This window comes from Streptomyces sp. V4I23 (genome assembly GCF_030817975.1).
Classification (GTDB): Bacteria; Actinomycetota; Actinomycetes; order Streptomycetales; family Streptomycetaceae; genus Streptomyces.
On record NZ_JAUSZW010000004.1, the window covers coordinates 345,893 to 368,603 of the forward strand.

Annotated in this window: 18 protein-coding genes; 4 read left to right on the forward strand and 14 right to left on the reverse strand. The window is 73.9% G+C overall.

Features of this window, described 5'->3' with window-relative positions; translation table 11 throughout:
- Nucleotides 1-6 precede the first annotated feature (6 nt).
- Complete coding sequence (locus tag QFZ82_RS03915) at nt 7-753, reverse strand: SDR family oxidoreductase (protein WP_307711774.1); 747 nt, start codon at nt 751-753, stop codon at nt 7-9.
- A 518-nt stretch (nt 754-1,271) separates the two neighbouring features.
- Between QFZ82_RS03915 and QFZ82_RS03920 the strand changes: the two genes are divergently transcribed.
- Complete coding sequence (locus QFZ82_RS03920; RefSeq protein WP_373429395.1) at nt 1,272-2,552, forward strand: MFS transporter; 1,281 nt, start codon at nt 1,272-1,274, stop codon at nt 2,550-2,552.
- A gap of 56 nt (nt 2,553-2,608) precedes the next feature.
- On the opposite strand, the gene QFZ82_RS03925 is transcribed toward QFZ82_RS03920, so the two are convergent.
- The 11 genes from QFZ82_RS03925 to QFZ82_RS03975 all read right to left on the reverse strand — a co-directional run bounded on the left by QFZ82_RS03925 (nt 2,609) and on the right by QFZ82_RS03975 (nt 15,643).
- A complete protein-coding gene (locus tag QFZ82_RS03925; protein WP_307711776.1) occupies nt 2,609-3,688 on the reverse strand; it encodes a glycosyltransferase family 9 protein in 1,080 nt (359 codons plus the stop codon).
- Between the two features lie 54 nt (nt 3,689-3,742).
- Nucleotides 3,743-5,146, reverse strand: a complete 1,404-nt coding sequence (gene rfaE2, locus QFZ82_RS03930) for a D-glycero-beta-D-manno-heptose 1-phosphate adenylyltransferase (protein WP_307711777.1) — start codon at nt 5,144-5,146, stop codon at nt 3,743-3,745.
- Nucleotides 5,143-5,775: an SIS domain-containing protein gene (locus QFZ82_RS03935; RefSeq protein WP_307711778.1), complete on the reverse strand. Its 633-nt coding sequence runs from the start codon at nt 5,773-5,775 to the stop codon at nt 5,143-5,145. Before QFZ82_RS03935 ends, rfaE2 begins: the two co-directional genes overlap by 4 nt.
- Before the next feature lie 115 nt (nt 5,776-5,890).
- Nucleotides 5,891-7,135 carry a glycosyltransferase gene (locus QFZ82_RS03940; RefSeq protein WP_307711779.1) on the reverse strand — a complete coding sequence of 415 codons (1,245 nt, stop codon included), beginning with the start codon at nt 7,133-7,135 and terminating at the stop codon, nt 5,891-5,893.
- On the reverse strand, nt 7,132-8,097 hold the full coding sequence (locus QFZ82_RS03945; protein ID WP_307711780.1) for a glycosyltransferase: 966 nt from the start codon (nt 8,095-8,097) through the stop codon (nt 7,132-7,134). Before QFZ82_RS03945 ends, QFZ82_RS03940 begins: the two co-directional genes overlap by 4 nt.
- Complete coding sequence (locus tag QFZ82_RS03950) at nt 8,094-9,179, reverse strand: glycosyltransferase family 9 protein (protein ID WP_307711781.1); 1,086 nt, start codon at nt 9,177-9,179, stop codon at nt 8,094-8,096. Before QFZ82_RS03950 ends, QFZ82_RS03945 begins: the two co-directional genes overlap by 4 nt.
- Nucleotides 9,176-9,829, reverse strand: coding sequence for an HAD family hydrolase (locus tag QFZ82_RS03955; protein WP_307711782.1), 654 nt, complete (start codon nt 9,827-9,829; stop codon nt 9,176-9,178). The genes QFZ82_RS03950 and QFZ82_RS03955 overlap by 4 nt, the downstream gene beginning before the upstream one ends.
- Nucleotides 9,826-10,899, reverse strand: coding sequence for a glycosyltransferase family 2 protein (locus QFZ82_RS03960; RefSeq protein ID WP_307711783.1), 1,074 nt, complete (start codon nt 10,897-10,899; stop codon nt 9,826-9,828). Before QFZ82_RS03960 ends, QFZ82_RS03955 begins: the two co-directional genes overlap by 4 nt.
- Nucleotides 10,896-12,560 carry a carbamoyltransferase C-terminal domain-containing protein gene (locus tag QFZ82_RS03965; RefSeq protein ID WP_307711784.1) on the reverse strand — a complete coding sequence of 555 codons (1,665 nt, stop codon included), beginning with the start codon at nt 12,558-12,560 and terminating at the stop codon, nt 10,896-10,898. Before QFZ82_RS03965 ends, QFZ82_RS03960 begins: the two co-directional genes overlap by 4 nt.
- A 72-nt stretch (nt 12,561-12,632) precedes the next feature.
- On the reverse strand, nt 12,633-13,595 hold the full coding sequence (locus QFZ82_RS03970) for a UDP-glucuronic acid decarboxylase family protein (protein ID WP_307711785.1): 963 nt from the start codon (nt 13,593-13,595) through the stop codon (nt 12,633-12,635).
- Between the two features lie 575 nt (nt 13,596-14,170).
- Nucleotides 14,171-15,643, reverse strand: coding sequence for an NAD-binding protein (locus QFZ82_RS03975; protein WP_307711786.1), 1,473 nt, complete (start codon nt 15,641-15,643; stop codon nt 14,171-14,173).
- A 506-nt stretch (nt 15,644-16,149) separates the two neighbouring features.
- On the opposite strand from QFZ82_RS03975, the gene QFZ82_RS03980 reads away from it, so the two are divergent.
- The gene (locus tag QFZ82_RS03980; RefSeq protein ID WP_307711787.1) at nt 16,150-17,580 is read left to right on the forward strand and encodes an amino acid permease; all 1,431 of its coding nucleotides are present in this window, start codon (nt 16,150-16,152) and stop codon (nt 17,578-17,580) included.
- Nucleotides 17,581-17,641: 61 nt separating this feature from the next.
- On the opposite strand, the gene QFZ82_RS03985 is transcribed toward QFZ82_RS03980, so the two are convergent.
- Both QFZ82_RS03985 and QFZ82_RS03990 read right to left on the reverse strand, forming a co-directional pair.
- On the reverse strand, nt 17,642-19,387 hold the full coding sequence (locus QFZ82_RS03985; RefSeq protein ID WP_307711788.1) for a hypothetical protein: 1,746 nt from the start codon (nt 19,385-19,387) through the stop codon (nt 17,642-17,644).
- A gap of 254 nt (nt 19,388-19,641) precedes the next feature.
- A complete protein-coding gene (locus QFZ82_RS03990; RefSeq protein ID WP_307711789.1) occupies nt 19,642-20,565 on the reverse strand; it encodes a DMT family transporter in 924 nt (307 codons plus the stop codon).
- 83 nt (nt 20,566-20,648) lie between these two features.
- Here QFZ82_RS03990 and QFZ82_RS03995 point away from each other — a divergent pair, with 83 nt between their 5' ends.
- Both QFZ82_RS03995 and QFZ82_RS04000 read left to right on the forward strand, forming a co-directional pair.
- Entirely contained in the window at nt 20,649-21,572 is a 924-nt protein-coding gene (locus QFZ82_RS03995) for a LysR family transcriptional regulator (RefSeq protein WP_307711790.1), read from the forward strand.
- 82 nt (nt 21,573-21,654) lie between these two features.
- Nucleotides 21,655-22,665 (forward strand): NAD-dependent epimerase/dehydratase family protein, encoded by a 1,011-nt coding sequence (locus QFZ82_RS04000; RefSeq protein WP_307711791.1) that lies wholly within the window; start codon nt 21,655-21,657, stop codon nt 22,663-22,665.
- Nucleotides 22,666-22,711: the final 46 nt, after the last annotated feature.

Sequence of the window (22,711 nt, forward strand, 5' to 3'; positions counted from 1 at the left end):
CGGTAGTCAGGGCCAGGACGGTTCCTTGCGCGGGACGACGACCAGTTCGGCGACCGCGCTGCCGGGCGGCACCGAGAGCGCGTACAGCAGTGTGTCGGCCACGATGTCGGGGCTCTGCAGCATCGAGACGTCCGCGTCCGGGAACCGCTCCAGGATGAACGGCGTCTCCATGCCGCCGGCGATGATGCCCGTGACGCCGATCCCCGGACAGTCCCGCTGCGCCTCCTTGAAGAGGGTGTGCGTGAACGCGCGCAGGCCCGACTTGCCCGCCGAGTACGGTCCGGCCTCGGTCCAGGTGCGGTTCGCCGCCGTCGAGAGGATGTTGACGATGTGTCCGCCGCCGCGCGCGATCATGCGGCGATACGTCTCCAGGCACAGGTACATGGGGCCCAGGAGATTGGTGGTGACGACGCGGGTCACCTCGTCCGCCGTCAGGTGCTCGATCGGCTTGGAGACGTCGACGGCGGCGTTGTTGACCAGGATGTCCACCGCCTGCCCTTCGGCGTCCAGATCGCGGAAGACGTCCGCGACCATCGCGGAGTCGCAGACGTCCAGCTCCACGAAGCGGGCGTCGTGACCGGATCGGGTCAGGTCCTCGCACAGCTCCCGTGCGATCTCCTTCCGTACATCCGCCACGAGGACCGACGCCCCTGCCCCGGCCAGCCTGCGCGAGATGGCGGCTCCCAGGCCCCGGGCACCTCCGGTCACCAGTGCCTGCTTGCCCCGAAGATCGACCTGCGCTGCGCTGCCCATGTCCCTGCCTCTCCTTGACTGCACCGTCCGGGTGCCACCGTGTGCGCCGGGAAACCGCTCCGTCTCTCACTGTGACTCCGCCGGGTGCCCGCGGCACGCCGTACTAGGCCACCTCCCGCGGCCCGCGGGAGTGGCCGCCGTCACCTTCACCGGCCCCGCGCTCACAGGGCCGGCCGTCCGGTGGGCCCTGTGAGCAAGCACACGAGGAGTACACGTTCCCAGGCGGCACAAGGGCTGTGCGGACCGGCCGCCGTCACCGCGCCGCCCAGTGGCGGCTCTTGTCCGTTCCGGTCTGCCACGATGGTCGACGCCGTCTCCCGGGGTGAACCGCCCCCGGGCGCCACGGCACCCGACAGATCCGGTGGATCAGCCGCGCAGAGCCGCCGGCCGTCCGACGTCCGCCGTATGCCGCACCTGCCTCCCGGTACTTCACTGTGTCTTCTTCCTCCGCCGTCCGCTCCGGCACGTCCGCGTCCGCCACCGACCGCTCGCCCTGGCGTTCCCTCAGGTACCGCAGCATGCGCTGGTGGTCCGTCGCCAACTTCGTCTCCAACGCCGGTACATGGATGCAGCTGACCGTGCAGAACCTGCTGGTCCTGCAGATCACGGGCTCCGCTGCGGCGACGGGTCTGTCGATGTCCGTGCAGGCGGCGCCCGGCCTGCTGATGAGCGTCGCGGGCGGCGCCGCCGTCGACCGCTGGCCCCGCAAACTGACCGCGGCCGCCAGCCAGGCGCTGCTCGGTGCCGTGGCGTTCCTGACGGCGTTCCTGGTGGCCTTCGACCAGCTCAACCTCGGCATCCTGATGGCGCTCGCCGCCGTCACCGGTGTGATCGCCACGGTCGACGGGCCGGCGTGTGCGCTGCTGGGCAACGACCTGGTCCGCACCGAGGACGTGCCCTCCGCCATCGGCGTGGGTTCTTTGGTGCACAACGCCGGGCGGCTCGCGGGCGCGGCGCTCGCGGGTGCGACGGTCGGCTTCCTCGGCACCGGCGCCGCCTATGCCGCCAACGGGCTCTCGTTCGTGTTCGTCGCCTGTGTCATCCCCTTCCTGCGTCCTGTGCACAAGACGGTCCCGCGGCCGCGCGCGGAACGCGGAGCAGTGCCCGCGCCGCGGCGCGCGGACGGGGGTGCGGCACACCAGGACGACATGACGGTGCGTCAGGGCCTGGCGTTCTTCATGCGCCGCCCGCGCCTGGTAGCGCTCGCCGGCATCACCGGCATCAGTGCCATGTTCGGACGCAACTACGGCCTCACCCTGGCGGTCCTCGTCACGGGCCCGCTCGCCGGAGGCGCCGGGGCGTTCGGCACGGTGTCCACCGTTCTCGCGGTGGGCGGCATCGTCGGCGCCGTGCTCGGCGCCCGGCTGCGCAAGCCCTCCGTACGCCTGGTCGGCACGCTGGCCGCCGTGGGCGCCCTGCTCCAGGTGGTGGCGGGCCTGTCGCCGTCGCTGGCCGTGCTGCTGGTCCTCGTTCTGCCCATGGCCGTGGTCGAATCCGTGTCGGACACCGCCGGGACGACCGTCCTCCAGACGGACCCGCCCGCACATCTGCGCGGCCGTGTCCTCGGCGTCTGGGGCAGCATCCGCACCCTGTGGGGTCTGGCCGGACCGCCGGCGCTCGGCCTGCTCATGGAGCTCGCCGGGGCGCGGGGCGCTCTCGTCACCGGTGGACTGCTCATCGCGGGCGCGATCGGCGCGGGCGGCCTCCTGCACCGTCGCCGTACGGCTCCGACCGTGGTCCTGCGCGCGGAGGAGACCGACGCGGCCGAACAGCGTCCGGTCCTGACCACCGCCGCCTGACCACCACGGCCTGATCACCGCCGCCGGCCGCCCGTGCCGCCGCCTCGGCCGCGGGCTCACGCCTGCGCCACCTTGGTCCTTCCGGGCTCCGCCGCCGGCCCGCGTGAGCGAGCCGGGTCCGGCTCCGGCAGGGCGCGGACCGCGTCGACGACCTCGTCGACACCGATCCTCAGCAGCCGTTCGTCCGGGAGCCGCCCGTGGGCGTCCCCCGGGCGGGGCGAGTCGTCCCCGCCGGGGTGCCACAGCACGCGGTGCCGTGCGGCGGCGGGCGGCCCCCACAGCCGCGGCGCCACCGGGCCGAACAGGACGACGGACGGCGTGCCCAGCGCCGTCGCGAGATGGGCGAGCCCGGTGTCCCCCACCACCACGCAGCGCGCCTGCCCGACCAGCGCGGCGAGCCGCTCGAAGGGGACGTCGTCCCCGCCTCCCAGCACCGCCCCGGGCGGCAGACCCGCCGCGCACGCCACCTGGTGTGCGAGCGGCCCCTCGCCCGCACCGGCGGTCACCACGACGTCGTGGCCCGAGCGGTGCAGCTCTCCCGCCACGGCCGCGAACCGCTCGGGCGGCCAGCGGCGGGCGCCCGCGTCGGCGCCGGGGTGGACCACGACGGCGCCGGGGGCCGGGGAGGGGACGGGCGCGGGCGGGATCCACACCTCGCCGGGGTCCGCGGCGATGCCGTACCAGGCGAGCAGCCGGCACCAGCGGTCCCGCTCGTGCTCGTCCTCCCGCCACACCGGTCCCTCGATCCCGGGCGTGCCGGGGTGCGCGTAGGCGAACAGGCGTCGGGGGCCGAGCCGCTGGAGGAGCAGGTGGCTGGGCGGGCCGTTGCCGTGCAGGTCCACGGCGACGTCGGGTTCCGGTCCGCTCCAGGCCAGCTCGGCGGGCACGTCCCGTCCGGTCGCCGTGGTGGGCAGCAGCCGGTCCACCAGGCCGGTGGCAGCGGCCGCCGCCGACAGCCTGCGGGGTCCGGCGAGCACGAGGTCGTGGCCGGGCAGGTGCCGGCGCAGCGCACGCAGCGCGGGCACCGCCGTCAGCAGGTCGCCCAGGCCGAGTGCGCGCAGCACCAGCAGGCGCGGGCGCGCTGCCGCCGCCCGGTCACCGTCGTCCCGGGGAGCCGCATTGCGGGGCGTGCTCACGTCACGTACACCTCTCTCGCGTGAGGGCGGCCCGGACCGGCACTGCCGGGGCCGTCAGGCCGGGGACGGGCCGGACCGTACGGCGGCCTGCGCCGCGCGGTGGGCCAGCAGGGTCGTCGAGCGGCCGTCGAGGTAGGGCAGGACCACCGCCTGGCCGCCCCACGTCCGCAGGACCTCCGCCTCGGGGAGGTCCTCGACCGCGTAGTCGCCGCCCTTCACCCACACGTCCGGGCGCAGTCTGCTCAGCAGCGCCTCCGGGGTGTCCTCGTCGAACACCGCGACCGCGTCCACGCTGCCGAGCGCCGCCAGGACGCGTACGCGGTCCGCCAGGTGGTTGAGCGGCCGGCCCGGCCCCTTGCGGCGGGCGAGGGACGCGTCGGAGTTGACGCACACGATGAGGCAGTCGCCGATCCGCCGCGCGCTCTCCAGCAGCCCCACATGGCCCGCGTGCAGCAGGTCGAAGCAGCCGCCGGTGGCGACGACCGTGCCGCCGCGGGCGCGGACCTCGCGGGCCAGGGCGAACGGGTCGGTCTCGCGGGTCCGCGGTGGCGCGGCCGGAGCCGCCGTACGCCACAGGGCCGGGTTCCCGGCGCCGCCCGCCGCGACGAACGCGGCCGCTACGGCCACGGCCCGCTGCACGGCCTCCTCGGGGAGCGCGCCGTCGGCCAGTGCCGCGGCGGTTGTGACGGCGAAGCAGTCGCCGGCGCCGCAGGGGTCGCCCTCGGCCCGGTAGGGGACGGGCACCAGCATCGGCGTCCCGCCGCCCGGCAGTGTCAGCATCACGCCCCGCTCGCCGAGCGTCACGGCGACGGCGGCGGCCCGCCAGCGGTCCGCCAGCTCCGAGCCCCGACAAGCGTGCGCGCGCAGCGAGTCGCCCGTGTCGGCGTCGCACAGGGCGCGGGTCTCCGCCGCGTTGGGCGTGACGATCCGGGCCCCGGGCACCGGCGCGTCCCCCCGGGGATGCGGGTCCCACACCAGCGGTACGCGACGGGCCGCGGCGGCGAGCTCGTCGCGTACGGCTCGCGCCGTGTGCCGCCCGTAGTCGGCGACGAGGACGGCACGGGCCCGCTCCAGCGCGTCGCGGACGGCACCGTCCGGCGCGCCGGGGGTGCCGCCGCCGCGGTCGATCCGTACGAGGGGCCGGCCGCCCGCCAGAACACGCGTCTTCACGGGCAGCGAGCCTTCGAGCGGCAGTTCCACGAGCCGTACGCGGTCCCGCAGAGCGGCCCGTACGACCTCGCTGGCCGGATCGTCGCCGAGCGCGGTCACCAGGGTCACGTCCCGGCCGGCGCGGGCTGCCAGCGCGGCGGCCAGACCGGCTCCGCCGGGCCGTCGCCGGTCGCCGGTGACGTCGACGACCGGGGCCGGCGCATCGGGCGACAGGCGGGTGGCGACGCCGTCGACGTCCTCGTCCAGCAGCACGTCGCCGACGACCACGAGCGGCCCGGGCCCCGTCACGGGGTCCTCCGGTGGACGGCCACGGGCCGTTTCACGACCGTCCCGGCGACGGGCGACGCCGCGTCGAAGCATTCGCAGAGCAGGTGCACGGCGACCAGATGGGCCTCCTGCACGGTCGCCGTGGAGGAGGCGTCGATGCACAGCGCGTCGTCGGCCGCCTCGGCCAGCGGGTTGGGGCCCGGCCCGGTCATCGCCCAGACGCGCAGTCCGGCCGCCCGGCCGGTCACGGCGGCGGAGATCAGGTTGGCACTGCGCCCCGACGTCGACAGCAGGACGAGGACGTCGCCGCGGCGGCCGTGCGCGGACACCTGCCGGGAGTACACCTGGTCGAACCCGTAGTCGTTGCCGATGGCGGTGACGCTGGACGTCTCCGCGTGCAGGGAGATGGCCGAGAAGGCGGGACGTTCCTGCCGGTACCGTCCCACGAGTTCCGCGGTCAGGTGCTGGGCCTGGGCGGCGCTTCCGCCGTTGCCCGCGGCCAGCAGGCGGCCGCCCGCGGGGAGGACCACGGCGAGGTGTGCGGCCCAGTCCGCGATCCGGCCGATGCCGTGCCGGCGGAACCGGCCGAGCGCGTCCTGCAGCGACTGGCAGTGCTGGTGCGCGTCCTGGAGTGCAAGGTGTTCGCTCATCGTCGTCGGGGGCGGCGCGTCGTACGGGACGACGGCCTGACCCGCACCTCCTTCGGGCGTCGGTGCTGCGCGAGGCTTCGCATGGCGTGCGTCTCAGGTCGCTCCTGTCCGCCTCTCAGGTCGCTCGTGTCACGGCGTAGCGGGCGGCGAGCACCGTTGTGTACACCGTCTCGGTGGCTGCCGCGATCCTGGGCCAGCCGTAGCGGCTGAGGACACGGCGGCGGCCTGCCGCCCCGCACGTCTCCCGCAGGGCGGTGTCCGCGAGGAGTTCGGCCGTGGCGTGGGCGAGGGCGTCGGGCGAGCCGGGCGGCACGAGGCGGCCGGCGGCCGGGTCGGCGACGGTGTCGAGGTGGCCGCCCACCGCGCTGGCGACGACCGGCTTGCCGCAGGCCATCGCCTCCAGGGGCACGATGCCGAACGGTTCGTAGTCCGCGGGGCACAGCACCACGTCGGCGCTCCGCAGCAGCGGTGCGACCTCCTCCGGGGGGACTCCGCCCGTGAACGTGACCCGGTCGTCGACTCCCTCCGACTGCGCGACGTGCCGCAGCCGGCGGACCTCCGGGTCGTCGTCGAGCCGGTCCGCCGGAGGGCCGCCGACCACGACGAGTTCGGCCTCGGGCAGCCGGCTGAGGGCGGCGATGGAGACCGCCGCGCCCTTGCGGGGCACGAGGCGGCCGAGATGCAGCAGCCGGTGGCGGTACGGACCACGGTCGGCGACCGGCCCGTGCGGCGTGAACTGATCGGTGTCGACGCCGCACGGAACGATGCTGATCCGGTGGGCCGGGATGCCCATCCTGCCGAGTTCGACGACCTCGTCGCGGCAGGTGGCCACCACCCGGTCGCACGCCAGGCCCACTTCCTTCTCGCAGGCGATGCGCGCCGGCGGGCTGGTGTCGAACTGCCTCTGGTGGCGCAGCTTCACCGTGCCGAGCGCGTGGTACGTCTGCAGCAGCGGGATCCGGAGATCCGCGACCGCCTCCAGGCAGGCGAGGCCGGACATCCAGAAGTGCGAGTGCACGACGTCGGGCGGGCACGCCTGCCACTCGCGGACGAGGTGGCGGCTGAACGCCAGCATGTGCGGCAGTAGTTCGTCCTTGGGGATCTTCTCCTGAGGTCCCGCGTGCACATGGTGCACCTCGACGCCGTCGCGCAGCCGGACGCGCTGCGGGAGGTCGGGGGCGTCCCGGCGGGTGTAGACGGTGACGCTGTGGCCCCGGTCGGCGAGTGCGCAGGCCAGGCGCGCGACATGCACGTTCTGTCCGCCCGCGTCGACGCCGCCCAGGGTGGCGAGCGGGCTCGCGTGCTCGGAGACCAGCGCGATGGACAGTGTGCCGACGGGGAGAGGGCCGAGGGATGTCATGAGCGCACCTCCGTGATCAGACGCTCCCAGTCGGTCAGGAAGCGTTTGAGCCCGTACCGTTCGAGGGCTGCCTGGCGGGCGCGCGCGCCGTCCTCGGCAGCGGCTTCCGGTTCGGCCAGGTAGCGGCGGGCGGCCCGCGCCAGGACCTCGGGCCGGGTGGACAGCGTGCCCGCCCCGGGCGGTATCGCCTCCACCGCTTCGGTGGTGGCGAGGGCCACGACGGGCATGCCCAGGTGCATGGCCTCCAGCAGGGACAGTCCCAGGGAGGTCCAGCGCACCGGGTGCAGATACAGCCGGCGCTGCGCGAGGGCGGTGTGCAGTTCCTGCTGCGGCAGATCGGCCGTGCGGCACCGGTCGGCGGAGAGGCCGAGGTGTGCGGCGAGGCCCTCGGTACGCATGCCGAAGACGTCGAGGGGGGCCGCCTCCGACAGGGCCGGCAGCAGGTCCGTACCGGTGTACCGGCCGCGCCGGACCGGCTCGTTGACGACGACGGCCGCGCGGGCCAGGTTCCCGGTGTACTGGTGCCCCGGGTCGACGATGCCGTGTTCGACGACGTGGGTGCGGGTGGAGCCGTTGTCCCAGAACAGCCGGTTGAAGTGAGTGACGTGGACGAGCGTCAGGTCGTCGCGGTCGGCGAAGGGGTGCCGCGTGTCGGGGACGTTTCCGTCGGGCGCGTTGTGCTCCAGGTAGACGGCGGGCACATCGCGGCCGGGGCGGCGTCCGCCGAGCCAGCGTTCGGCGAGGTCCATCTCGTGCGGGCGCTGGAGGAGGACGAGGTCGACCTGTGTCCGGCCCAGCTCCTCCGGCGTCACCTCCCGGACCGAGTCGGGCCAGGAGAAGGTGCGTGCGCGGCCGAGACCGTCCGGGTCGCGGCGTGGTGTGACGGGAACGAGGTACGTGTGGGGGCCCTGGACGAAGGCGGTCGTCCAGGATCCGTGAACGTGCCACAGCAGGATGTTCATACGCTCGCTCCTCGTTCGGTTCCGGATGCCCGGCCCGGGACGGCCGCTCCGGCCGGAGCGGTTGCGGTGACCGGGCCGCCGCCGAGCGCGGTGACGGCGTCGAGCACCGCGCTGTCGGTGACGGCGTCGAGGCAGGGGTGGCCGGGGACCGGGCAGCGACGGGCTCTGCTGCCCGCGCAGGGCGCGTGCTGGTCGCCGAGCAGCACGTGCGGAACGCCGTAGGGACGCCAGCGCTCGGCCGGGACCACCGGCGCGAACAGGCAGGCGACCGGCGTCCCCACGGCGGCGGCGAGGTGCGCGGGCCCGGTGTTGCCGACCACGGCGACGCTCGCCCGCGCGAGGACGCCCGCGAGGTGAGGGAGATCGGTGGCACCGCCGAGGTCGAGGGCGTGGTCGCCGGCGACGCGGGCGGTGAGGTCCTTCTCCCCGGTGCCGCCGGTGACGACGACGCGGTGTCCTGCGGCGGTGAGCGCGGCCACGGCCCGGGCCGCCCGTCCGGCACTCCACGACCGGGCCGGCACCGCCGCCCCGGGGTGGAGCACGACGTACGGCTCCGGTCCCGTGAGGTGGGTGGTGTCCGGCGGGTCGCAGACGCGCAGCGCCCCGGAGTCGGAAGGGGGCAGGGGGAACCCGGCGTCCCGGGCCAGGTCGAGGGCGGCCTCGGCCTCGTGACGGCGGGGCAGCCGGTGGTGGCGCAGGTCCAGCAGGGCGCCGGGGTAGTCCTCGCTGTCGGCCGCGGTCCAGCGGACACCGCCGAGCTTCAGCAGGAGGGCGACGGGCAGCGGACTCTGGTGGTAGGAGACGAGTACGAGGGCGCGGTCGTAGCGGCCGTCGGACAGGGCCGTCAGCAGGGCGCGTGTCTCCTCGCGCGAGACGGGCGCCGGTTGCAGCCCGACCCAGGGCGCGTCGTACACGAGGACCTCGTCCACGCCGGGCAGGAGCCGCGCGGCCCGCTCGCCGTGCGGCCCGCACAGCAGGGCGGTGTGCGAGGAGCCCGCCGCCACCGCGCGCACGGCGGGTCCGGCGAGGAGGACGTCGCCGGCGCTGTCCAGGCGGACGACGAGGGTCCGGGGGGCCGTCATCGGCGGCCACCCCGTGAACGGGCCAGCACCAGGCGGACGGCGTCGATCAGGTCGGTGGCCGTCTCCTCGGCGGCGGTGATCTCCTCGGGCCGCGTCGCCGGGGTCGGCACCAGCACACCGCGCGCGCCTGCCGCGCGGGCGGCCGCGATGTCCGAGCCGATGTCCCCGATGACGACGGTGCGTTCGGGGGTCGCTCCGAGCCGTTCGCAGGCGGCGAGCACGAGGCCGGGCGCCGGCTTGCGGCAGCCGCAGCCGTCGTCCGGTCCGTGGGGGCAGACGGCCCAGACCGCGAAGGGCCCGAAGAGCGCGTCGACCCGCTGCCGCACCGACTCGACCTGACGCCGTGTCAGCACGCCCCGGGCGACGCCCGACTGGTTGCTGACGACGCCCACCGGGATTCCCAGCGAGCGCAGGGCGGCGACGGCTTCCGGCGCGGACGGCATGGGTGTGACCCGGGCGGGATCGCCGTTGTAGGGGACGTCGGCGACGAGCGTGCCGTCCCGGTCGAACAGGACGGCCTGCGGAAGAGCGCCGTGTACCCCCGCGCCCCGCCGGAACGCGGCGGCGTGCGGGCGCGCACCCCTGGGTCCGTAGAAGAGCCAGGGACCGGTCGCGGGCCGCCGGGGGCGCACCGTGGAGGGGGAGGTCATGGCAGCACCCGCTGCCGGGACGCCTCGCGCGGAGCGCGCGGCGGCCTTGTCGTGGCCACCGGGTCGAACGGCGGGGTGCCGCGGTGCCGCACCTGGCCGCGCAGCCAGTGCCAGGTCGCCACGGGGGGAATGAGGACGCTGGTCAGCGCCATGGTGACGATCTCGTGCCGGGTCCGCGGGCCGGGCGCGACGCGTGCCGCGGCCAGTTCGGCGGTGCCGGCCAGCCAGGCTGCGGCGCAGCCCGCGGCCGCCGCCGGCCGCCGCAGTGCCGCGCACGACAGGGCGGCCACGGCGGCGGCCGTGACGGCGAGGTGGCGGGGCAGGCGTCCGCGCGGGGCGTCCGCGCGGCTCCACCAGTCGGGACCGTGCAGCCGGTTCATCAGCACGTCGTCCGCGTTGCCCGCCTGGAGGCGTACGGACACCCACCGGTCGGCCGGGCGGACGGGGTGCGTGGTGCCGCGGGTGCCGGTGTTCAGCGTCCAGCCCGCGGCGAGGACCCGCAGGGCCAGATCCGCGTCCTCGCGGAAGGCGCGGCGGAACCGTTCGTCGAACCCGCCGACGGCGTCCAGGGCTTCCCTGCGGTACGCCATGTCGGCGGTGATCCACCGGGCGGTGGCCAGACCCGCGGTGTTGCGCTCCCAGTCCGTGGGCCGGCGGTCCGCGGGGAGCGGCACGGTGATGCGGGCCGCGACCCCCGCGGTCCGGTACGTCGTGGCCGCGAGGTCGCGCGTGAGGTCCTCGCCCCAGGTGGGGCCGGGCACCACGTCGTCGTCGAGGAAGACGATCCAGGGCACGGGACCGGCCGCCTGGCGCCCCGTGTTGCGGGCAGCGGCGGGCCCGCGCGCGCGGCCGGGGACGACGGTGGTCACGGGCTGCAGGGCGGCGGGTATCTCGACCGGGAGAGGCGTGGCGTCGGCGGCCGGCCGGTCGTCGACGAGGACCACCCGTGCCGGTTTCGGTCCTGAGGCGTCCGCCAGCGCGCGCAGGCAGACGTTCAGGCTGGGGCGTCCGATGGTCGGGACGACCACGGCGTAGGCGGTCTCGGGCGACCACGGTCCGAAGGCGGTCATCGCATGGCCCCCTCGTCGGTGCTCTGGAAGAGACCGGCGCGCCGGATCGCGTACGGCCCGATGGCCAGCAGGTCGACCGGTGCGGAACCGAAGCACTCCAGGGCGTCGCGCGGGTCGTCCACCATGGGCCTGCCGGCCGTGTTCAGGCTGGTGTTGACCACCACGGGAAGGCCGGTGAGCCGCTCGAACTCGCCGAGCATGCGGGCGACCAGCGGTTCGCTCGCGGGGTCGACGGTCTGGATGCGGGCGGTGCCGTCGACGTGCACGACGGCCGGGATCCGTTCCCTCCAGGCGTCCGCCACGTCGTGGACGAACAGCATGTAGGGGCTGGGCAGCGGGCCGTCGAAGATGTCGGCTGCGCGGTCGGCGAGCACCATGGGCGCGACCGGCCGGAACTGCTCCCTGCCCTTGACGTCGTTGAGCCGTTCCAGGTTCCCCGCGTGGCCGGGGTGGGCCAGCAGCGAGCGGTGGCCCAGAGCCCTGGGGCCGTACTCCGAACGCCCTTGGAACCAGGCCACGATCGCGTTGTCGGCGAGGGCCCGGGCGACGGTCGCGGCGATGTCCGCGGGCCGCTCGAAGGGCACGGCCGCCGTCTTGAGCCAGGCGCCCAGTTCCGCGTCCGACCAGTCCCTGCCGAGGTCCGCGCCGGTCATGGGCTGCGGATCGTCGCCCTGTCCGGCCGCGAGGAGCAGGGCGCCACCGAGCGCGGTGCCCGCGTCGCCGGCGGCCGGCTGCACCCATACGCGGGAGAAGGGGCCCTCGCGGGCGATCCGGGAGTTCGCCACGCAGTTGAGCGCGACGCCGCCGGCGAGGGTGAGGACGCTGTCGTGCGTGCGTCCGTGGAGCCAGCGCACGAGGTCGAGGAGGGTCTCCTCCAGGACGGCCTGGGCGCTGGCCGCGACGTCGGCGTGGTCCTGGGTCCAGGGCTCGTCCGGGCCTCTCGGCGCGCACAGTTCGGACCAGGGGACGGCCGTGGCGCGAAAGCCTCCGTCACCGGTGGGGTGCACGTACCGGCGCAGTTCGGGCAGCATGCGGGGGGTGCCGTGCGAGGCGAGTGCCATCACCTTGAACTCGTCGGAGGAACGCAGGAATCCGAGGTGTTCGGTGAGTTCCTCGTAGACCAGGCCCAGGGAGTGCGGCAGCTCCTGTGCGTGCAGGGCCTCGAGGCGGTCGCCCACGCGGTGCGCTGCCAGGTGCGAGGCCCGCTCGCCGCGGCCGTCGAGGACCAGCACGGAGGACGCCTCGGCACCGGGCGCGGCGAAGGCGCTCGACGCGGCGTGCGCCATGTGGTGCGGGACGAATCGCACTGCCTGCGGATCGAGTCCGGGCAGCGCCTCCGCGAGGAATCCCGGTGCCTGGCGGGCGTAGGTCAGCCTGAGGTGGTCCCAGGGGTCGTCCAGGCCCATGGCGTCCGCGGGCCGGGCGAGGGCGGGATCGAAGGAGTACGCCACGGCGTCGAGGTCCTGGGGGCGCAGTCCGGCCCTCTTGAGGCACCAGGCGGCGGCCTTCTCCGGGAGTTCCCAGGCCGAGAACGGCACCGGTCGCTTGCCGTGCTTACGCCGGGAGAAACGTTCCTCCTCCGCGGCTGCCACGCATCGGCCGTCGATGACGAGGGCGGCGGCGGGGTCGTGGAAGAGAGCGTTGATTCCAAGAATGCGCATGGAGTGCCAGGCCTTTCGGCGGATCGGGGCGGAGCCGGCCGCGCGGTGGGAAGGCGGCCGGGCTCGGCCGGATCAACTGTCCGTGTGGGCGCGGAACCAGGCGATGGTGCGCCGCAGACCCTCCTCGGCGGCGACGCGCGGCTCCCACTGGAGCTTGTCGCGGGCGAGGGTGATGTCCGGGCAGCGCACGGCGGGATCGTCCGTCGGCCGTTCGATGAAGCGGATCTCCGAGGTCGAGTCCGCCAGCTCGATGACCAGACGGGCCAGTTCGAGCATGGTGATCTCGGCGGGGTTGCCGACGTTGACCGGGCCGCGCATCCCGTGGGCGGCCGCCGCCAGGATGCCGCGCACGGTGTCGTCGATGTAGCACAGCGAGCGGGTCTGGAGCCCGTCGCCGGTCACGGTCAGGGGCTGACCCGCGAGCGCCTGCCGGACGAAGGTCGGCACCGCGCGCCCGTCGTAGCCGCGCATGCGGGGGCCGTAGGTGTTGAAGAGCCGCACGATCGCGGTGTCGACGCCGTGGGTGTCGTACTCGGCGGTGGTGAGCGCCTCGCCGAAGCGTTTGGCCTCGTCGTACACGCTGCGCGGGCCGACGGGGTTGACGTTGCCCCAGTACCGCTCGTTCTGCGGGTGCTGCTGGGGGTCGCCGTAGACCTCGGAGGTGGATGCGAGGACGAACCGTGCGCCGCTGCCGCGGGCGAGAGCGAGGGCGTTGCGGGTACCGAGGCTGCCGGCCTCCAGCGTGTGCAGGGGCAGACGCAGGTAGTCCGCTGGGGACGCCGGCGACGCGAAGTGCAGTACGAGGTCGGGCGGCCGGTCGACGGTGAGCGGCTCCGAGACGTTGGCCTCCACCAGTGTGAATCCGGGGTGGTCGCGGAGCTCGGATATGTTCTCGGGCCGTCCGGTGCTGAAGTCGTCCACGCACGTGACGGCAGTGCCTGCCTCCAGCAGCGCCGCGCACAGGTGCGAACCGACGAACCCCGCGCCGCCGGTGACGACGGCGTGCTCCCAGCTGGGCGAGAAAGCGTTGGTCATGTCCGTCTCCTCTGGCATGGGCGGCGATCGCCCGGGCCGTTGTCGGCGCCGACCGGCGCGGGGCCCCGACCGGCCGGTGGCCGGTCGCGAGACCTGCGATCACCCTGCCGGGCGACGCCGCGGACGGCACGGCGGCGAGGCATTCGGATGAATTACGGTGCGTGAAGGCATGTGGGACGAAGAGTTGGTTTCCGCAGGTCCGTCCCCGTGTTGTGGCCGGTCACAGGCTTGGTCACGGCCTGCAGATCGTGCGCTACCGCCGCCGGCTGTCCACGAAACGTGGACCCAGTCCGCCCGCCTGGCATGACTCCGGCCGGGGTGGGCCAAACGGGCCGGACCTGGGCGGGGCCATTCACCCGTCGCCCGCCGATCCCGCACCCGGGCCCGCAGCGAGCGCACCCCGGCCCTCAGCGCCAAGAGCGGCGTCGTCGCAACGATGCGGGACCCGCGCGGGGCGACTCACCCGTCGACCCACGATCCCGCGCCCGGAGCCCGGAGCCCGCAACGAGCACACCCCCGGCCCTCAGCGCCAAGAGCGGCCTCGCCGCAACGAGGCGGAACCCGCGCGGGGCGACTCAGCCGTCGGCGTCGGGCCCGCGATCCGGCGGCGGGGAAGCGCCGGGCCACCTGGCACGGTGGTCCTGGGGGTGGTCACAGCGGCCCGGGTGCGGCCAGGGTGTGAAGCGGCCGTCCCCGCGTTCCACCAGGAGCCGCCCGTCGTGGGCCAGCACTCCTCGGAGGCGGAGCCCGGTCAGGCTCGCGGTCGTGTACGCGGCGCTCAGGCTGCCGAGGTCGTGGACGATGCCGATCTTGAACAGCGAACGGGTCTCCGCGATCGCCTCGTGGTCGCCCGCGCGCATCACGACCCGCAACTCGGGCGCGACCGCCAACGCCGCCACGCTCACTGCGATGTTGTCCAGGTCGTCCGACGCCACCGCCGCCATCGCCTGCGCCTTGTGCAGGCCGAGCCTGCGCAGGACGAACCTGTCCTTCGCGTCGGCGACGACGACGGGCAGGCCCATCGCCCTGGCCAGACGCAGGTTGGGGGCCGCCGGGTCCCGCTCGACCGCGATCACACCGATGCCGAGGGCCTGCAGCCGGGTGCACAGCCGCAGCCCCACCTGCCCGAGGCCCACGACGACGACGTGGCCCGCACGCGGCAGCGCGCGCGGCCCCACAATGCCGACGGAGCGCGGGGCGAGCAGGCGGTCGATCATGCCCGCGGTGAAGACGGCGGTGAACACCATGGTGACGAGCATCGCGACGATCGCGAACACCGGGTACGCGACGTCCTCGCCGTGCACCGACGCGGGCCCGACGGTGGACACCGTGCGCGTCGCCTCGAAGAGCGCCTCGACGGGCGGGCGGTGGTGCAGGGCCACCAACCAGGCCCAGTCCGACAGCAGGACGGCGAGCAGGCCGGCGAGGCCGGTCAGCATGATGCGTGAACTGCCGTCGTGGGGCCGCAGTTGGCCCCGGATCTTGCCCAGCCGCGCCCGGTACCTCAGCGACCGCGGCGGCCGGTACGGCTCGAGCCGTACGCCCTCCCCCGCCCAGCGTGCACCGGCATGGCCGGAGGGCGTGCGGTTGAGGGCGAGGAGGTCGGGCTGGAGGCAGGCGGCCAGCAGGACCGGCGCCGCGACATCGGCCGGTGAGGTCACCTCGCAGTTGGGGACCACGCGCACGAGTTGCTCGGCGACGGTCCGGTCGAAGACGGTGACCACCAGCGTGACGTGGGGACGGATGTGTTCGACGGCGAGTGCGTAGCGCAGGGACTCGACATCGTCGTCGAGCAGGATCGCCACACCCGCCACTTCCTCCTTCAGGGCTCGGCGGAGATCCTCGTCCGTGGGCTGGGTGAGATGGTGCACGTCGTGTCCGGCCGCTTGCAGGGAGCCGCATACCTTGCGCGCCACGTCGCTGCCGATCACGACGAAACGCCGACCCGGTCCACCGCTCTCGGGAAGCGGGGATCCGGCCGTGTGGTGTGTGCGCCGCTCCGTGAAGTCACCGGTGCGGGAGGGTTCGGAGGCGGTGGTTGCAGTCATCGATCCGGTCGAGGTCGCAGGGGCAGCCGCACGGACCAGCGGATCGCGTTGCGGCAGTACGCCGAGGGGCGGCCCCGGTACAGGGCGGGGAGCGACCTCCGATAGAGGCGCCGCAAGGCGGAGGACGAGCGCGGGGGTCGCCCTGACGCGTCGTTCGGTGTGTTTCCCGACGGTAGGAGGGGCCCGCAGGCGGCACCACAGACAAATGTCACACGCTCATCCGCCCTGGTCAGACAGATGCACAAAGGCCGGGGCCGTTTCGCGTCCCGGAACGGAAAATCCCTCCCGTGCCCTGGCCGTCCGGCCGGACCTGTGCCTACGATCCGGACCGCCGAACCGGCAGTTCCGGCTGTGAGCGCAGAAGCGCCGTGACAGCCCGCCGCAGAGCCTCGGGAGCCTGCGGCCCCTCCGTGTGGTGTGCGTGTGCCGTCCTCTTTCCCTGTGACGGCCCGCGAATCCGCCTGCTTCACGCACCTCCTTCAGTCCTGCGAAAGTCGAGGAACCTCATGAGCGCGCAACCGACGACCACCACCGCCACCGCGGCAGGCGGCGATCCCGGGGACGGACGGCACGATGCGTCCCCCGACGGTCTGAAGGCCGGTCTCAAGAACCGCCACCTGTCCATGATCGCCATCGGCGGGGTGATCGGAGCGGGCCTGTTCGCCGGCTCGGGCCAGGGCATCGCCGCCGCCGGACCGGCCATCCTCGTGTCGTACGCCCTCGTGGGCCTGATGGTCGTCCTCGTGATGCGGATGCTGGGCGAGATGGCCGCGGCCGACCCCAGCTCGGGATCCTTCTCCGCCTACGCGGACCGGGCACTCGGCCGCTGGGCGGGCTTCTCGATCGGCTGGCTGTACTGGTTCTTCTGGGTCGTGGTCCTCGCCGTCGAGGCCACCATCGCCGCCGAGATCCTCGAAGGCTGGGTGCCCGCCGTCCCGCAATGGGGCTGGGCGCTGATCGTCATGGTCGTCCTGACGGCCACCAACCTCGTCTCCGTCGGCTCCTACGGCGAGTTCGAGTTCTGGTTCGCGGGCATCAAGGTCGTCGCGATCGGGGCGTTCGTGGTCGTCGGCGGTCTTGCCGTGTTCGGACTGCTGCCCGGTTCGGACAACCCGGGCGCCGGTCTGGCCCACCTCACCGACGCCGGGGGCTTCTTCCCCAACGGCTACGGCGCGATCCTCACCGGCATCCTGATGGTCGTCTTCTCGTTCATGGGCAGCGAGATCGTGACTCTGGCCGCGGGCGAGTCCGCCGACCCCCAGCGCGCTGTCTCCAAGGCCACCAACAGCGTGATCTGGCGTGTCGCCGTCTTCTACCTCGGCTCGATCTTCGTCGTGGTCACACTGCTGCCGTGGAACGACAAGTCGATCGTGGAGGACGGCTCGTACGTCGCGGCCCTCGACTCCATCGGCATCCCGCACGCCGGCCAGATCATGAACGTGATCATCCTGACCGCCGTGCTGTCCTGTCTCAACTCCGGCCTCTACACCGCCTCCCGCATGGCCTTCTCCCTCGGGCAGCGCGGTGACGCCCCCGCGGCGTTCGCCCGCACCAACGCGCGCGGCGTGCCGATGGCCGCCATCCTCTCCTCGGTCGCCTTCGGCTTCCTCGCCGTGTTCTTCAACTACAAGTGGCCGGACACCGTCTTCGAGTTCCTGCTCAACGCCTCCGGTGCCGTCGCCCTGTTCGTCTGGCTGGTCATCTGTTTCACCCAGCTGCGGATGCGCGGCATCATCCTGCGCGAGGCCCCGGACAGGCTCGTCGTCCGGATGTGGCTCTTCCCCTACCTGACCTGGGCCACCATCGCCATGATCTCGTTCGTGCTCGTCTACATGCTGTTCGACGACTCCGGCCGCCAGCAGGTCGTGCTGTCCCTCCTGGCCGCCGCGTTCGTCGTGAGCATCGGCGTGGTCCGGAACAGGACCCGGCTGCGGTAGCGGGCGCTCAGGGGTCGCGGGCCGGCGCGCGGACCCGCGACCCCGCGTCCGGTGCGGGACCTCAGGTCCAGCGGACGCTCGCGGTCGCCGGCGCGCTGCGGGAGCCGTCCGGGGCGACCGCCACCAGCTGGAGTGTCGAGGCGCCCTCGTCCCCCGCCCGCGCGAGCGACTTCACGTAGTACACCTCGTCACGGATCCGGCCGACGGCCTCGCGCCGCCCGTCCGGCAGCTCGCGGTACAGGTCGTAGTACCAGACGCCCTCGTCCTGGAAGAGCCACGACAGGAACACCTCGGCGGTGTCGCCGCGGACGTGGGCCGCGTCCACCGTGAACGCCGCGGGCGTCTGCGGCCGGGTAGGCCGCTCGCCGCCGAGGAGGGCCAGTTCGCCGATGTTGAGCGCGTACGGCCCGCGCCGCTCGGCCGAGACCCGGACACCGATCGCCGCTATCGTCCGGCCCTCGAACGCGTCGAGGCGCCGGGTGGCGGTGTTCCAGGAGCGGCTCGTGCTGCGGCCGGCCGGCAGCCATACGAAGCGTCCGGGCGCGTCCGCGAAGACCAGACCGATCTCCAGGCCACTCGCGGCTCCCGCCTGTCCGGTCGTGTAGGTGACGGACAGCCGCTCGCCGCCCGTCACGTCGAGCGCGGTCTTGAACAGCCGTACGGTGGTGGGGTTGTCCGGCCCGAGGTCGCCCGCGATCCGCAGGGAGCATCCGCCGTCGTACGCCCGCGTGTAGTCGTAGTCGACCGTGAGCGGAGCACCCGGCCCGCCGCTGCGTGCCCAGAACTGCCAGGTGGGCAGGATGTCCTGGACACTCGCGTTGTTCCACTCACGCTCGCTCGCGTGCCTGCCGTCGAGGAAGAAGGCCCGGCCGTGACCGGTGTTGAAGCGGGTGACGAACGGGAAGGAGCCGATGACGGACCGCTCGGTGATGTACCGCGCCACGCCGTCCCACTTCTTGTGGTTGTCGGCGTCGCGCGGCTTGCCGTCGTCCTCGTACGGCCAGGGCACGTACTCGGCGCGCCCGGTGCGTGTCGGGTCCTCGTTCGGCCCCGACCAGTACCGCCGCTCCCGCTGGAAGACGGCGTCCTGCGCGTCGGGGTCGTTCCTGCCCGGGTAGCGGTCCCAGGCGAAGTGGGAGCCGAACAGCGCCCAGCTGGTCAGCGCCGGCTTGCCCTCCGGGAAGACCAGCCGCGTGTCGTACGGCGGGTTGTAGCCGTACTTCTCGTTCTCCGTTCCGTGGAAGACGACCTCGTAGGGATCCAGGCCCAGCTTCTCGGCCGTGGCGCGGGAGGTCTCGACCTGCTCCCGCGTCGGCATCCAGTAGTTGGCGAACAGGCTGTTGGCGACGGGGGTCCCCCGGTCCTGGATCCACGGGGCGTTCTTGTCGTTCAACTGGTTCTGGTAGTCCAGCTTCCCGTTGACCATGATCGTGTCGTACCACTGGAGGTGGAAGCCCTCGGGCGCCTTGGCCCGCAGGTACTTCAGCATCTCCATCAGCCGCGCCGCGTCAGCGGGCGCGGTCTCGGCCTCCTGGTTGATGAAGTAGCCGTCGAAGCCGAAGTGGTCCGCCATCTCGATCAGCTTGTCCGCCACCGGGAAGCTCCCGTCGGCGCGCTGCTCCAGGTAGGCCGAGAACGCGCCGGACCGGGGCCAGAACCAACAGCCCAGGCTCTTCACGCCGTTGCGGTGCGCGGCGTCGGTGTACGCGGGGTTCGGGAGGTTGATCAGCCCGTGGTCGGGGATGTCGGTCGGTGAGCCGTCGACCGGCAGGCCGTGCCACGAGCCGCCAAGTTCTCCGGAAAGCACAGGCGTCGGCCCCGCACCGCACAAGTCGTCCAGGACCGGTGGGATTTCGACGTCCGCACCGAAGCGTTGCCGTGGACTCGGTCTTCTCTGCGGGCCCGACGTCCGGGCAGCCCGGTCTCCGGCACGGGGCGCGCTCCCGGACCTCCAGCCGCTGCACCCGTGGACGCAAAGGCTCCTCGACACGGCCGGTGTCGACGGCTACACCGTCGACACCATGGCGGACGGCCTCGGGGGCCGGGCGTGCGCCCGGTGGCTCACCGTCGTGACTCGGCCCGCGTGGCGCCGATGCCCGCGGCGACCACCAGGACCGTGCCGGCGATCTGCAGCACGGCGGGGGTCTGGGAGATCAGGACCATGGCGGCCAGCAGGCTGACGGCCGGTTCCAGACCGGCCAGCGTGCCGTACGTGGTCTTGCCGATGCGCTGCAGTGCCTTCATCTCCAGCAGGAAGGGCAGGAGGGGCATCAGGACGGCGATGCCCGCCGCGGCGGCAGCCGTCTGCCAGGTCAGCGCGCCGAGGGCGCCCGGCGCTCCGAAGGGTGCGGCGGCGACGGCCGCGACGGCGAGGGAGACGGCCAGCGCGTGGGGTGCGGACAGGCGGCTGCCGACGTGCGCGGTGCCGACGACGTACAGCGCCCAGCAGGCGGCCGACCCCAGGCCGAACAGAACGCCGATCAGGCTGGTGGAGCCGGTCCAGGGCGAGGTGAGCAGGAGGACGCCGCCCGCCGCGAGCCCCAGCCACGCCAGCTCCCTGACCCGGTGGGACGCGAACACGGCCACGGTCAGCGGGCCGAGGAACTCCAGCGCCGTGGCGGTGCCGAGCGGCAGGCGGGCGGCGGCTTCGGAGAACAGCAGCATCATTCCGGCGCTCACGACGCCGAGAAACCCGGTGGCCAGCAGATCGCGCCGCGGAACCGTGCGCAGTGTCCGCCACAGGGACCCGCCGGTGACCAGGAGCAGGAGCACGGCCGCGAAGGTCAGGCGCAGCCACGTGGTGCCCGCCGGGCCGAGGGAGTGGAACAGCTCGGTCGCCAGCGCACTGCCGGTGTGGAGCAGGAGCATGGCGACGAGGACGAGGACTGGTCCGGGCATCATGCGGCGGCCGGGAGCCGGGGCCGTGACCGCCGGGGATGAGGCGGTCGGCAGGGCGGCGGAGGACATGTCGGAACTGGCGGTCACCGGCCCATTGCAGCGGCAACCGTCCGTTTCTGTCCACTGGCCGAAAGTGGACCGACCGGCCACCTTTCGTGGACAATCGGCGGATGGCCACGGACGACACGGAACGACTCCCCGACCTGGGCCGGCTGAAGCTGCTGGTCGAGCTGCACCGCCTCGGCACCATGGCCGCCGTCGCCACCAGTACCGGCTACGGGACCTCGGCCGTCTCCAAGCACCTGGCGGTGCTGGAGCAGGAGGTCGGCGTGCGACTGCTCACACCGGACGGCCGCCGCGTCCAGCTCACGCCCGCCGGTGAGCGCCTGGTCGAGCACGCGGTGGGCATTCTCGCGGCGGTGGAGGCGGCGCAGTCCGAACTGCGCGGCACGGCGGATCCGGTGGGCCGGGTGCGCCTGGCGAGCTTCTTCACGGCGGTCGAACCGGTGGTCCTGCCCGCGCTGGCCCGGCTGCGGGAGCGGTATCCGAGGGTCGCGGTGGAGGTGCACGAGCACGAGCCGGAACACACGGCGCGGCTGCTGCGCTCGGGCGGCGCCGACCTGGGTGTGGTGTACGACTACAGCCTGGTGCCGCGGACGGTGCCGCCGGAGCTGAGCGCCCGGCAGTTCGAGGAGCAGCCGCTGTACCTCGCCGTCCCGGTCGGCCACCCCGACGCGGGCCGGCCGGTCGCCGTGTCGGACCTGGCGGAGTTCGCGGACACCGGCTGGATCGCCAACTCGCGCGGCACGGACGACGACGAGCTGGTGCAGCGCGTCTGCGCGATCGCCGGCTTCGTCCCCCGCATCGCGCACCGGGTGGACAGTCTGAGCCTGGTCAACAGTCTTGTGGGAGCCGGTCTCGGTGTGGCGCTCCTCGCGAGCTCGGGCATCGAGCGGCACCGTACGGACGTGGCCTTCCGGCCGCTGGACCCGGTCGCCGGCCTGCGCCGCAGTTTCCTGCTCGCGCGCGCAGGCCAGTGGTCCTGGCCGCCCATCGCGGCCCTCGCGTCGACGATCACCGACGGCCGTACGTGACCGCCCGGGCGGCCCGGCAGCCGCCCTCTGCCGACGGCGGATTTCCGGGACCCGCTGCCGCCGCACGTGCTTGGGTGGCGGAATGGAGATCTTGATTCTGGGCGGTACGGCGTGGCTGGGGCGGGAGGTCTCGCGGCAGGCCGTGACGCGGGGCCACCGGGTGACGTGCCTGGCCCGCGGGGAGAGCGGCTCCGTGACCGAGGGGGCGGAGCTGGTGACGGCCGACCGGGAGGACCCCGGCGCGTACGCATCGCTGCGCGACCGTACGTGGGACGCGGTCGTCGAGGTGTCGTGGCAGCCGGGGTTCGTACGCGAGGCGCTGTCGGCGCTGGCGGACCGGGCGGGTCACTGGACGTACGTCTCGTCCGTCAGCGCCTACGCGTCCCATGCCGTGCGCGACGCCGACGAGTCCACGGAGCTGCTGGACGCGGCGGAAGGGGGCCGGGCCGGCCGTGAGCAGTACGGGCAGGCGAAGGTCGCCTGCGAGCAGGCTTCCCTGGCCGCGGTGGGAGACCGGCTGCTGATCGCGCGAGCCGGCCTGATCGGCGGGCCCGGTGATCCCAGCGGCCGCTCCGGCTACTGGGTGGCCCGCGCCGCACGCGACCCGTTCGGGGCCATGCTCGTTCCCGACGACCCGGCGTCGCCGACCCAGGTGATCGACGTCAGGGACCTGGCCTCGTGGCTGCTGGACGCCGCGGAGGCGCGGACGACGGGGACGTACGACGCGGTGGGTCCGGTGGTGCCGTTCGCGCGGTGGCTGGAGCTGTCCCGTGCCGTCGGCGGGCACACCGGGCCCGTGGTCGCCGCCGCGCCGGCGTGGCTGCGGGAGCGGGAGGTTGGGCAGTTCATGGGCCCCGAGTCGCTGGCGATGTGGCTGGACGAACCGGGCTGGGAGGGCTTCTCGGCGCGCAGCGGCTCCGCCGCGCGCGCCGCGGGGCTGCGGCACCGCGACCGCGAGGACCTGATCACCGACACCCTCGTCTGGGAGCGGGCGCAGGGCCTGGACCGGACCAGGCGCGCCGGTCTGAGCGCCGCGCGCGAACGCGAACTGCTGGACGCCCTGGAGCGGGTGGGAGCCCCGGGCCAGGACTGAGCCGTCGGTGAACGGGGGCCGCGGGTGCGCGGGCCGGCCGCGGCCT